The sequence below is a fragment of the Epilithonimonas sp. genome (assembly GCF_032055105.1).
Lineage (GTDB): Bacteria > Bacteroidota > Bacteroidia > Flavobacteriales > Weeksellaceae > Epilithonimonas.
This window is the reverse complement of sequence record NZ_DAMBRK010000032.1, coordinates 1-12,479: the sequence shown is the minus strand read 5'-3', so window position 1 is coordinate 12,479 and position 12,479 is coordinate 1. Positions and strand designations below refer to the sequence as shown.

General features: G+C 33.7%; 10 protein-coding genes. 1 reads left to right on the top strand and 9 read right to left on the bottom strand.

The window, feature by feature from the left end; all coding sequences use genetic code 11:
• Nucleotides 1-76: 76 nt before the first annotated feature.
• From RTY06_RS15965 to folK, 5 genes are all read right to left on the bottom strand, one after another.
• Nucleotides 77-907 carry an endonuclease/exonuclease/phosphatase family protein gene (locus RTY06_RS15965; protein WP_312825962.1) on the bottom strand — a complete coding sequence of 277 codons (831 nt, stop codon included), beginning with the start codon at nt 905-907 and terminating at the stop codon, nt 77-79.
• Nucleotides 908-940: 33 nt separating this feature from the next.
• Nucleotides 941-1,885, bottom strand: a complete 945-nt coding sequence (gene fmt, locus RTY06_RS15960) for a methionyl-tRNA formyltransferase (protein ID WP_312825961.1) — start codon at nt 1,883-1,885, stop codon at nt 941-943.
• A gap of 141 nt (nt 1,886-2,026) precedes the next feature.
• Nucleotides 2,027-3,928 (bottom strand): ATP-dependent DNA helicase RecQ, encoded by a 1,902-nt coding sequence (locus RTY06_RS15955; RefSeq protein WP_312825960.1) that lies wholly within the window; start codon nt 3,926-3,928, stop codon nt 2,027-2,029.
• A gap of 86 nt (nt 3,929-4,014) precedes the next feature.
• Entirely contained in the window at nt 4,015-5,454 is a 1,440-nt protein-coding gene (locus RTY06_RS15950) for an OmpA family protein (RefSeq protein WP_312825959.1), read from the bottom strand.
• 203 nt (nt 5,455-5,657) lie between these two features.
• Nucleotides 5,658-6,074 carry a 2-amino-4-hydroxy-6-hydroxymethyldihydropteridine diphosphokinase gene (folK, locus tag RTY06_RS15945; RefSeq protein ID WP_312825958.1) on the bottom strand — a complete coding sequence of 139 codons (417 nt, stop codon included), beginning with the start codon at nt 6,072-6,074 and terminating at the stop codon, nt 5,658-5,660.
• Between the two features lie 20 nt (nt 6,075-6,094).
• On the opposite strand from folK, the gene sppA reads away from it, so the two are divergent.
• Nucleotides 6,095-7,843: a signal peptide peptidase SppA gene (gene sppA / locus RTY06_RS15940; RefSeq protein ID WP_312825957.1), complete on the top strand. Its 1,749-nt coding sequence runs from the start codon at nt 6,095-6,097 to the stop codon at nt 7,841-7,843.
• A gap of 292 nt (nt 7,844-8,135) precedes the next feature.
• Here sppA and RTY06_RS15935 read toward each other — a convergent pair whose 3' ends face one another.
• Genes RTY06_RS15935 through RTY06_RS15920 form a run of 4 tightly spaced genes read right to left on the bottom strand, consistent with a single transcriptional unit; the run spans nt 8,136 to nt 12,199 of the window.
• Nucleotides 8,136-8,804, bottom strand: a complete 669-nt coding sequence (locus RTY06_RS15935; RefSeq protein ID WP_312825956.1) for a DUF6048 family protein — start codon at nt 8,802-8,804, stop codon at nt 8,136-8,138.
• Nucleotides 8,770-9,246: a DUF6452 family protein gene (locus tag RTY06_RS15930; RefSeq protein ID WP_312825955.1), complete on the bottom strand. Its 477-nt coding sequence runs from the start codon at nt 9,244-9,246 to the stop codon at nt 8,770-8,772. The genes RTY06_RS15935 and RTY06_RS15930 overlap by 35 nt, the downstream gene beginning before the upstream one ends.
• A 46-nt stretch (nt 9,247-9,292) precedes the next feature.
• Nucleotides 9,293-10,699 carry a 23S rRNA (uracil(1939)-C(5))-methyltransferase RlmD gene (rlmD, locus tag RTY06_RS15925; RefSeq protein WP_312825954.1) on the bottom strand — a complete coding sequence of 469 codons (1,407 nt, stop codon included), beginning with the start codon at nt 10,697-10,699 and terminating at the stop codon, nt 9,293-9,295.
• Nucleotides 10,700-10,702: 3 nt separating this feature from the next.
• Nucleotides 10,703-12,199 (bottom strand): thioredoxin-like domain-containing protein, encoded by a 1,497-nt coding sequence (locus tag RTY06_RS15920; protein WP_312825953.1) that lies wholly within the window; start codon nt 12,197-12,199, stop codon nt 10,703-10,705.
• Nucleotides 12,200-12,479: the final 280 nt, after the last annotated feature.

Below are 12,479 nucleotides of genomic sequence, written 5' to 3'. Positions count from 1 at the left end.
CTCTTTCCTATCAAAATATTATTTAATTTTGTCTAAACTTTTGGGTGCAGTCTACTCAAGAGGATTTTTGCTTTATTTATTTCTTAAACTTAATCTCAGTCAAAACAGGAAAATGGTCAGACGGATAAAGAAGATTTTCTCTTCTGTCGTTAATTGTTCTGTTGGTCAAAACATCAAACCCTTTTACAAAAACATAATCTAAACGCTCTGTCGAAGGTGTGTTGATATCGAAATTCTGCCAAGTTCCTTTTGGTCCGTAATGTGGTTTTTGAGAATGACAAAAAGAATCTGTCAGCTCTTTTGACATAATCTTAATCGGTTCTTTGTCATCTGTCAAATTGAAATCTCCGGTCAATGTCAAAGGTAGATTTTCTTTATTGAATTCTTTGATTTTTTCAAGAATCAACTTTGCCGAATTCACTCTTGCAACATCGCCAACGTGGTCAAAATGCAAGTTGAAAGCCCAAAACTTTTTACCACCTTTTTTCATTTTGAAAAGTGCATAAGTACAAACTCTATTGTATGCTGCATCCCAGCCTTTAGAAGGTTTTTCAGGCGTTTCACTCAACCAGAAAGTTCCTGATTTAACGACTTCCAATTTATTTTTGTCATAGAAAATCGCTGAAAATTCGCCTTGATTTTTCCCGTCGTCTCTTCCAACGCCTACGTAATCATAATCCGTCAATGTTGTTTTGATGTCAACCATTTGTTGTGGAACCGCTTCCTGAACACCGAAATAATCCGGGTGATAGTAAGACATCAGCGCCATTGTTTCTTGTTTTCTGTTATTCCAAGAGTTTTCTTTGTCACTGTCAACAGAAAGACGAATGTTATAAGTCATCACTTTCAAATCCTGCGAAAACACAAGACTGGATGCGAACAGTAATCCGAAAAATAATTTTTTCATTTTTAAAATATTAGTAGTCTATTATCTAAAAATCTATGCTTTGTAATCTTCAAAATTTTGAATCCCGTTAAGGAAATCTTTTACAGGCATTCTTTTCTTTCCTTGGATTTGAACATCTTCCGGATAATAAATTCCGTCTTTTGTATAGAACTTGAATTCAGTTTTAGAAATATCAAAATCGCCAGCTTCTCTCGAATGTGATTTTAATTCAAAATGTCCTTTGAAGATTTTCAAAGATTTTTCTTCTTCTCCGATTTTCAAAATAGTGAAAGCCGTTGGATGAGGCGACATTCCTCTCACGAAATTATGAATCGTTTCAGAACTTTGATTCCAATCGATTTTCAGATTTTCTTTAAATATTTTGTAAGCCGTTTTTGGATTTTCTTTTTGTGGCTGAGGTTTTTCTACAATCGAATTTTCTGCTAATCCATTTAAAGTTTCGATAATCAAATCCGCTCCAATTACCATCAATTTATCGTGCAAAGTTCCGGCATTATCTTCCGGTAAAACTTCGGTTTCAGCCTGAAGAAGAATATTACCTTCATCAATTTTTTCATTAATGAAAAATGTGGTTACACCGGATTTGGTTTCGCCGTTAATAACAGCATAATTAATTGGCGCCGCTCCACGATAATCAGGCAACAAAGAACCGTGCAGATTGAATGTTCCAATTTTTGGAATCGAGAACAAAACCTGAGGCATCATTCTAAAAGCTACCACAACGAAAACATCAGCATTTAGGTTTCTGATTGATTCTAAGAATTCCGGATTCCTCAATTTTTCCGGTTGAAAAAGATTAAGATTATTTTCTTCGGCAAAGACTTTCACAGGTGAAGGTGTGAGTTTCATTCCTCTTCCACTTGCTTTGTCAGCCGCTGTTACAACGCCAACCACTTTATGATGAGATTTGAATATGGCTTCCAGAGAAGCTTTTGCAAAATCGGGAGTTCCGAAAAAAACGACGTTTAAAGATTTCATTATTGTTGATGAATGATATTTGAAATTGATAATTAATATTTAAATCGAGTCGCTCGCAGCCCGACTTGAGCGGACTCTTCGAGAGCCTCAGAGTGACAGATTGAAAGCGGAAGGCGGATTAAGCTGCCCAAATAATTACTCTTATTGATTGAGCATATAGGTTTTATAGTTCAACATTCTGACTTTTCCAATGTCCAAAAGGAAAATCAAAGTTTCTGAAATGGATTCTTTGGAATAGAAATTAAGTGTTGCGGCTGTTTCATCCAAAGTCATTGGTTTTTGAGAAAGATGTAGCATAATCTCTGTCGAAAGGTTCTTTTTGGAATTGGTTCTCTTTCTACAAACCGAACATTTGCCACAATTTTCGGCGTCATTTTCTCCAAAATAATTCAGAATTAATTTCATTTTACAGAAATCGGAATCTTTGATAAAGAACTTGTTTTCTTCCCATTTTCTCAATTTATTTTTCTGGATATGATGAAACAAAGTCCAATATTCTCCGAAAAGATGTCGGTCATTTCTAGGTTTCAAAAACTTGATAGAATGCTGGCTTCCGTCAAGATATTCCAGATGTCCTGCTTTTTGCAATTGCTTTAATCTTTCTTTAAAATTAATGATGTCGAAGCCATTTTTATTACAAAAAGCAGCATCACTAAAATAGACTTTCTGAATTGCCAATCCCGGAAGATTCCTAAACAAAAGTTCCATAAAATAAGCATCGGAAGGTGCTAACTGTTCCAATTCATCGGACTGAACAAAACTCTGAATCACCGAAGGCGACACAGAATTTTTGTAAAATATAAGTTCCTGATTATGCAGAAAAGTGAGGATATTTTTGATTTTCGCATTGGATAATTTGGTCAGATTTTTAATTCTGTTGATATCCAGCTGAAAAGTTCTTTCCGGCAAATCGTTATCTGCAACCTGAAAAATGGAATACAGATAAGTTAATATTTTTTGATATTCTGGTTTGTTGGGAATTTGGTTCTGGAATGTATTATCGATGTTTGTGAGTTCTTGTTCATTCCAAAGCAGCGCAACAATTGCATCTTCTCCATTTCTTCCCGCTCTTCCAATTTCCTGATAATAGTTTTCTATCGTTGACGAAGGCGAAAGATGAATCACAAACCTCACATTCTCTTTATCGATTCCCATTCCGAAAGCATTGGTGGAAACCAAAACGTGAAATTGACTACTAATCCATTTTTTCTGAAGTTTTTCTTTTTCATTAGAAGTCAAACCTGCGTGGAAGAAATCGACATTTTGGAATCTATTATTTTTAAGAAAATAAGTTAATTCTTCCGCTTCTTTTCTGGTTCTTGTATAAATAATCCCAGAAGCTTGATTTTGTCTAAGAAATTCTAAAATGCGATTATATTTGTTAGAAGTATTTTCTACAATAATATTCAGATTGTCTCTTTTGAAACTCTGTTTATAAATCTGAGGATTGTGAAGTCCTAATTTGATTGAAATTTCTTCAACCACTTTATTTGTAGCTGTTGCAGTCAACGCAAGACAAGGTACATTTTTGAATTCTTGTCTGAACTTTTTGATATTCTGATAACTCGGACGAAAATCTGAACCCCATTCGGAAATACAATGCGCTTCATCCACCGCAATAAATGAAATATTAATCTCCTGAATATTCCTTAAAAATAATTGATTTTGCAATCTCTCCGGAGAAATGTAAAGTATTTTTATTAATCCGTTTTTGCATCTATTGTAAACAGATTCTTCCTCGAACTCGTCTAATTCGGAACTTAATAATTCTGCTTCGATTCCTAAACTTTGAAGAGAATCAATCTGGTCTCGCATCAATGCTAAAAGTGGTGAAATGACAAGACAAGTTCCTTCTAAAACGATGGCTGGCAATTGATAACAAAGAGATTTCCCTCCTCCGGTTGGTAACAACGCCAAAGTATCTTTTCCTTGGATTAAAGAAAGAATAATATCTTTTTGAGAAGACCGAAACTCATTATATCCCCAATATTGCTTGAGTGTATTTTGAATCAATTGGTCATTTGAACTTGTAGAAGAAAGCATCTGTAAATTTAATCATTTATTGAAAACAAAAAAACCGTCTCGTAATAAAACGAAATGGTTCCTTTATGATTTTATAAATTCATTTCTTATTTAGCTTCGAAATAAACCCTTCTGTTGGCTCTGTTTTTCCATTCTGGGCATTTTTCAGCTGGCTCACATTCTGGGTAAAGAAGATCTGTTTTACCTTTACCTACAGCTTCTAATTTATTACCATCTGCGCCATTTTGAATCAAATATTCTTTCACATTGTTTGCTCTTCTTTCAGAAAGACTTTGATTATATTCGTCCGTTCCTCTTGTATCTGTAGCTCCAACAACTTTAAAATGATTGCTAGATGAATTAATATAATTAATTGCAATATTTAAAACCGGAGTGTTTGAAGGCAAAACTCTATCAGAATTCAAATCAAATTCGACACCTTTCAATAAAGATGAGTCATCAGAAGCCAAACCTGTTTCGGAATTATTCAATGTCACAGGGCAACCTTGGCTCTCTATTGGACCTGGAACAGTTACACATTTGTCATAAAGATCAATAACTCCATCCAAATCTGTATCTAGTGCTACCCCAGCACCATCAACTCTAGCACCCGCAGGCGTATCTAGTTGTCTATCCCAATCATCACAAACGCCATCATTATCAACATCTCCTTTTTTACAAACTTCTAGATCTTGTGTTTTATCATTAATAACGTCTAACTTGTAATAAATTTCTTGCAATGGATCGTGCCACATTAGATGCGACTCGTGCTTACCAATTTTGAATGTAAGTCCAAGGGTTGTGTTGAAGAAGTTATCTGAAATTTGATCCTCTATAAGATTGTAACCATTCTGTCCAACGCCTGCTCCATCAAATTCATCATCACCAGTAACAACATACATTACTCTACCTTCTATATCAATTCTATTATTGATTTTGAATTTAAGGCCAGCACCTGCTTGACCAAAAAGAGAATTAAGTTTAAATGGTTTTCTTTCAAAATTTAACAGCTGATAGTCTTTCCCTGGATTTTGTCTATATGATTTATAGGCAATCGTTCCTATACCAGCATATCCGTGTAATGCCCATCTGAAGGGGGATTTGTTATCTACCCTTCTTAGTAGATTAGAAAAATTGAGATCTCCTAAAATTGATATTGCATCATATTGTGTTCTGCCTGCAATTTCTCTTGCTGGTAAAACTTCATGATCTTTTGTATTAGCGTAACCTTGTCTGGTTTCTCCTCTATCATATTGCAAGTTAAGTCCAAACGCATGCGTTATAGCCTTATCTACACTAATATAAGCAGAATATCCGAAAAGGTTTTTCCCATTTCCATTTTTAATAGATACCATATCAGCCGATTGAATCAATGGTACACCAGCACCAACTGATATTGACCAATCATTGAATTTTTTTGAAGATTGAGTGAATGGAGAAACATTTTGAGATCCAGAGTTAGCATCTGTAGCCTTCTCCTGACTGGCTAAACTCATAGGCAACAATAACAATCCTATTGCGGCTAATGATAATAAATTTTGTTTCATATTTGAATGTTTTTAATAAAGAGACTCCAAAAACATGGCTAATTTGCTTGTCTAAGCTTACATAGCCGTTCCATCCCCAATTGATTTTTCCTCCATAAAAAGAAGTAAGATCTGCATTTGCTATAAAAGCAGTACCACCACCTACACAAATAGACCAATCTTTGAAAAATCGATTTTTGTCATAATCATTTGTGTTCTAAAATTTATTTTACGTCGTTAATTAAATCTCTAGCAAAATCTCTTTCATATAGATTTTTGTAATGAGGAATAACTAATCTCTTCGAGATAAATTTTACATTATTATATAATATGATGTCAATATCTATAATCCTGTCTTGGTAGGTATCAAAGTATGATGAATCTTTGACTCTACCCATCACCCTTTCTATGTACTTTAACTCACGCAACAATGTTATAGGTGAAAATTGTGTTTTTAATTTAATTGTAATATTACAAAAATTATTTTCACTATCAAACCCTACTGGCTCTGAAGTAATTAATTCAGATTTTTTTAATATTGACCCAATATTTTCTTCGATTTTTTTCAAAGCAATTTGGATATTATTTTCTGGATTATTAATATTACTCCCTAGTAACAAAACGACACTATTGTGCGACATATCGATCAAATTATTTTATAATGAAAAGTTTTTTTAAACTAGTCCTTGCAAATTTAACCGCTATTTTCATTGTCATAGCAGGTTTCTTTGTTTTTTTTATTGGTTTTATTATTCTAGCTTCTATTTCAGAGTCAACAGATATAAAGTCTAATTCTGTCTTAACATTAGACCTAAAAACCAGAATAATAGACAGCCCTTCCGAAGATCAAGAAGACTTTTTGTCCTTCAATAATAATGAACAAAAATCGGTTCTGCTATACGACGTTTTACAAGCTATCGATAAGGCTAAATCTGATGATAAAATCAAAGGAATTAGTATAGAAGCAGATAACATCAATGCAGGAATAACCCAATTGGATGATATTAGAAATGCATTGATTGATTTTAAGAAAAGTGGCAAATTTGTCTATGCTTATGGGAATTCTGTCTCTCAAGGCGCTTACTATCTTGGTTCTGTTGCCGATAAGTATTACCTAAATCCTGCAGGTGGGATAGAACTAAAAGGTCTTTCTACAGAAGTGACATTTTTCAAAAGCTTTGCAGAAAAATATGGAATTGGCATTCAAGTCATCCGTCACGGAAAATTCAAAGCAGCTGTTGAACCTTTTCTTAAAGATGAAATTTCGCCAGAAAACCAAGAACAGCTCTCTACTTTGCTTAATGATATCTGGAATAATACATCTAGTAGAATCTCAGCGTCTAGAAAGATCCCAACTTCCGAACTGAAAACCATTACAGATAGTCTTTACAGTTATATCCCAAACTTGAGTTTGAAATATAAATTGGTGGACCAATTAATCCAAAAATCTGAATACGACAATATCATCAGAAAAAAAATCAATATTGATAATGATAAAAAAATCAATAAAATATCTTTTGCTAAGTATTCTGAAAGTATTGATTCTAAAAAGGGAGATAACAAGATAGCGGTTCTTTACGCTTCTGGTTCCATCAATAATGGAAAAGGTTATGATGGAATCTACGCGGATAACTTCCGCAAAGAGATAAAAAAACTACAAGAAGATGACGATGTGAAAGCGGTGGTTTTCAGAATCAACTCTCCTGGGGGAAGTGCTAATGCTTCTGACGAGATTCTTTTTGAGATGCAACAGTTGAAACGTAAGAAACCTGTCGTTATTTCATTCGGAGACTATGCTGCATCTGGTGGTTATTACATTGCAATGGGAGCTGACAAGATTTTTTCGGAACCTAATACTTTGACTGGATCTATTGGTGTTTTTGGAGTGATTCCTTATTTCAAAGATTTGGCTGCAAAAAACGGAATCCGTAGCGATGCTGTTACGACCAATGCCAACTCGAATATGATATCAGCAATTAACGGTCTAAGTCCTGGAACTCTTACTATAATGACAAGAAGTGTAGAATCTACCTATCAGCGTTTTGTACATTTTGTCACTCAGAATAGAAAGAAAACGTTTGAACAAATTGATGCTGTTGGTGGTGGAAGAATCTGGTCTGGCGTACGTGCAAAAGAGATAGGATTGGTAGATGAGCTGGGAACACTGCAAGATGCTATCAATTATGCTGCTAAGTCTGCTAATATCAAAAATTATGGTGTATCTGCATATCCTTCAAAAATATCAAAATTTGAACAAATCTTTTCTTCTGAGACAGATGAAGACTTCTCTACCAGAGTTATTAAGAACAAAATAGGAAAAGATAATTTCAAAATTTTTCAACAGATTACTGACCCTAATGCTAAGGCTGAAGTGAAAATGGAAACACCTTTCAGCATCAAGTTGAATTAATTATAATCATTATTCAAAACATAAAAAAGCACAAAACTGATTAATTGGTTTTGTGCTTTTTATTTTAATGATTTATTTAGAATGGTAAATCCTAAAGTTTTTTCGATGCTGAATCTATAACTCGACTTGAACGAAAATCCTTTTTTCTTGTACACAATTCTATTTGATTTAGAAACTTTCTCCCAAAAAGATAACCTTTGGAAAATAGCAGCCCAAATCAAAAAAACACCTTCAATCCTAATTTAAAAAAAAGTCCGCTCAAATTGCGGACTTCTGTATCTATTGTATTGTTTTAAAATTTGTAAGCTAAACTCCAGCTAAATCCCATATTGAAACTTCCTGAGCTTTTCCCAAAACCAGGAACAATCATTGGTTCAATCTCATCTTGTTTACTACTATAAGCCAAATATCTTGGCTGAACATTGACATCTAGGAAAAAATTACTATCAAAAACTTGGACTCTAGCTCCTAAAGATGCTTCTATCCAATAACTACTTTGAGTAGATGGATCAAATGAAAGTGAAACGCCATCATTATTAATTCCTCTTACTGGAACAGCCATATACTCTTGATTATAAAAACTTCCTGCTAATTTTCCACCAACGTAGAAACCATTCAGATTGTTTTCTGGATCCATAGATAACATATAGAATCCGCCAATTTTAGCAAATAATCCATCTGCCTTAGCATCGTAACCATTTTTTTTATAGATATTTTTATCATATCCGATATCAATTATGGCATGCACTCTTCGATTGATTCTACTGGAAATAAAACCTTGTACCAGTTGCCTGTCTCCAAAGAAACCCGCTCCTAGATTTAGAACATCTACACCAACCGTAAAGTTTGGTTTGTATTGCCACTTTATAGAGTCTTGTTTTTTTTCTTCTTTCTTGCTCTGAGAAAAAACTGAAACCGACAGAAGACTAAAAACGAAGATAAAAATTGATGTTATTCTCATCAGTTAATGATGTATTATTGGTTTGAATACTTTGTACTGGATCACTTTGTAGCAACTCTGCATTCAGATTATCATAATTGATTTTGAATCCACAAGCTGGAGATACGTAGATTGACTTAGTATTATAATTAACTCTAATTTTGCTTTGAGGCCCAACTTTTCTTCTTTTGATATAGATATCTGTATAAGGACTGTTATCAACTCTCAGTGGAACCAAGATAGAATCAAGAGATGCTGCTTCTGTGACAATATTAGTCAATGTATCTTTTCCATAATCTACATCTACATAAAGTGTATCTACTGTTGTTTCCAGATCATTACTAGCATTCTTGAATTTCAATAGAAGTCTTGGTGTAGAATCCGAATTCATGCAGATATCATCATCGCCACCACAACTGGTGAGAAGTAATAGAAATCCGAAAATCCATATTAAGTTTTTCATTAAATTAATATTGTATTAAGTCCTTAAAACAGAATAAAATTAAATCTTATTTTCTAATCAGCAAAGCAATATTCTCTACGTGATGTGTCTGTGGAAACATATCAACCGGAAGAATCTTTACCAACTCATAATCATCTTTCATCAATGCGATATCTCTAGCTTGAGTTGCCGAGTTACAACTAACGTAAACGATTCTTTCTGGTGCCAATTTCAAAATCTGCTCCACTACTTTCTGGTGCATCCCGTCTCTTGGCGGATCGGTAATCAAAACATCAGCTTTTGGATGATTTTCTAAAAACTCATCATTGAAAACGTTTTTCATATCGCCACAATAGAAAGTTGTGTTTGTAAGACCATTCAGTTCTGCATGCTCAATAGCCGCATCGATAGCTTCTTGAACGGCTTCTATTCCAATCACGTGTTTTGCATTTCTTGCAACATATTGCGCAATAGTTCCTGTTCCTGTATAAAGATCATAAACTACTTGGTCGCCTGTAAGATCCGCAAACTCCAATGTTTTTCTATATAATTCTAAAGCTTGTTTATAATTGGTTTGAAAGAAAGATTTTGGACCAATTTTAAATTTAAGCCCATCCATTTCTTCATAGATGAAACCTTCCCCAAAATAGTTTTGAATATCCAAATCGTAGATACTGTCATTTCCTTTCGGATTGATTGCATAAACCAAAGTTGTAATTTGCGGAAATTGACTTAGAATGAAATCAAACAATTTGATTCTTTCTGCTTTCATATCCTTGTACAATTGGAAAAGCACCATCCAATCTCCTTTGGAGTTTTGACGTAGCATCAATGTTCTAAGGAATCCTTGCTGCTTTTTGACATCATAAAATTCCAAACCATTGTCAACAGCATATTTTTTTACAGCCAAACGGATTTGGTTTGATGGATCTTCTTGCAGGAAACATTCTTTAAGATCAAGAATCTTGCTCCACATCCCAGGAATATGGAATCCTAATGCATCCCTATTCCCAAAATTCTCTTCGGAACTGATTTCGTATTGCGTCAACCAACGCGCGTTGGAAAAAGAGAATTCCATTTTGTTTCGGTAGTAATATTGCTCTGGAGCCCCAAGAATAGGAATCTCTTCAAACTCTGGAAAACCACCAATCCTTCTGATATTATTCACAACTTCGCTATGTTTGAAATCGAGTTGTTTCTCGTAGGCAATGTTCTGCCATTTGCAACCACCGCAAGTCCCAAAATGTACACATTTGGCATCAACTCGGTATTCCGAATATTCCAAAATATCGACAGCTTCACCTTCAAAATAGTTACTTTTTGACTTCTTAACTCTTACGTTAACAAGATCTCCAGGAACTGCACCTTTTACCAAAACGGTTTTACCGTCTTCTGTCTTACCAACAGAAACTCCTTTCGCACCGGCAGAAAGGAGTCTGATATTTTCAAGAATTTTATTTCTTCTCTGTTTCATTTATTATTTTGTTTTTGCAGAATCTGCATTCGGATTCTGTTGCAAAAGATCATTTTGTAATTGTGCATTTGGATTAACACTTGGAGCTTGGAGGCCTGAGATTTTATTCATTGCCTCTACAAACTTAGCGTCCCCCAAATTATAAAAAGTTTGACTAGCTACTTTCCCATCTTTGTCAATCAAGAAAAAACCAGGAATTTTGAATCCGTAGATAAAAAATTTCTTAGCATATTCTGATTGCAAACCTCCTTCAGCATAATAACTAATTCCAGGAATACCTTTCAACATAGCATTAGCTGTTTTTGTAAATTGTTCTTTCGTATCGTCTAGGTTTACATATGCGAAGTTAACTTTTGCTTTATAAAAATTTACAACCTCTTTAAGAACAGGAATTGTAGATTGTCCAATATAAGGATTCCAAGAGGCATAACTCATAACCAAAGTAGGTTTTCCATTTGATTCTAAATTTCCAGATTTACCATCCAATTTTACTAATTTTACAGTTGGAGCTACTTCACCTTTCTTCAATCCAAAAACTGCATTGATGGCAGAGTTAAGATCTTTCTTAACTTCAGAATCTTTGATAGACTCGTCACTTACTTTCTTAACTTTTTCTACATCACTTGTGTAAGGGTTAAGATCAAATTTAGCAATCACAAAAGCCAAAAGATAATCTTTAGTTTTTTGAGACAATTCTTTGTTAGTCCCCAAGAATCTTGCAAAAATAGTTGACATTGTTACATTGTCCTTATCTTTTTGCTTCTCTGCAAAAGCTTGAAAATCTTTTCCTACTTTATTCAACAAATAGTTTCGGTAAACTGGTAAGTTCTCAACCATTCTATCATTATTCTCTGTCAAAGATTTTTCATAATCAGTGAAATTTTTAGAAACTTTGAAAGATGAATCTCCTGTTACTTGACCGTGAGCAGACTGATATTGAACTAAGAAAGTCAAAATATTAGTCGTTAACTCATCTTTTTTAAGTTTTATAACTTCGCTATCGGCTCCTAATTTCTCAGCATTATCATCAAGATTTTTTTCAAGATCAGAATGGATTTTTTTGATCTCTGCTAAAAATTCAGGTTCATTTTTCTGCAACAATTGCATATTAAGTTTTGAACTGTAAGATTCCAAAAACTTTTGTGTAGCTGTAATGAAGTCATTATTTTTCTTAGCATCTCCTTCAATTTTATAAACTTCTGGGAAAGTAGTGGCATCACCAGAGATATTCAAAGTTTGCCCTTTCTTAAGGTAAATGAAATTCATCTTACCTGCATAAGTCATTGCATACATTCCATTTTTAGGAGCCTTGAATTCACCTTTGAAGTTTCCTTTCTCATCAACCCCAAGGTTAACAAGAGGAAGCGTAGCCACCCCAGAAGCTTCTATGAATTCTATTCTTTCTAAAGGAGACCCTCCTTTAACATTTCCCTCTACTTTAACTTTGGAACAAGAAACTACCAACAGTGAAATCAAAAGAAGAAATAAGTATTTTTTCATTTTAAAAATTAATTTCTGCAAAAATAATCTAATTAAGATGTTAAAAAAAATGAAAATCAATTTTTTATTATAAGATTAACAGATTTTATAGCATATTAATGAATTAATAAAGGGAAGTAAGAAATTTACAAAATCTTATAAACGAAAACATTAGGAACAACTTTGCTTTGAGTAGTTTTATTATTCTTTTCAAGATATTCTTCTAATGAATTTCCAATCGGATATAATATAAGAATAATAAGTTTAAGTTTGGAGCAAAAAAAAAACCTCAATCAAATAA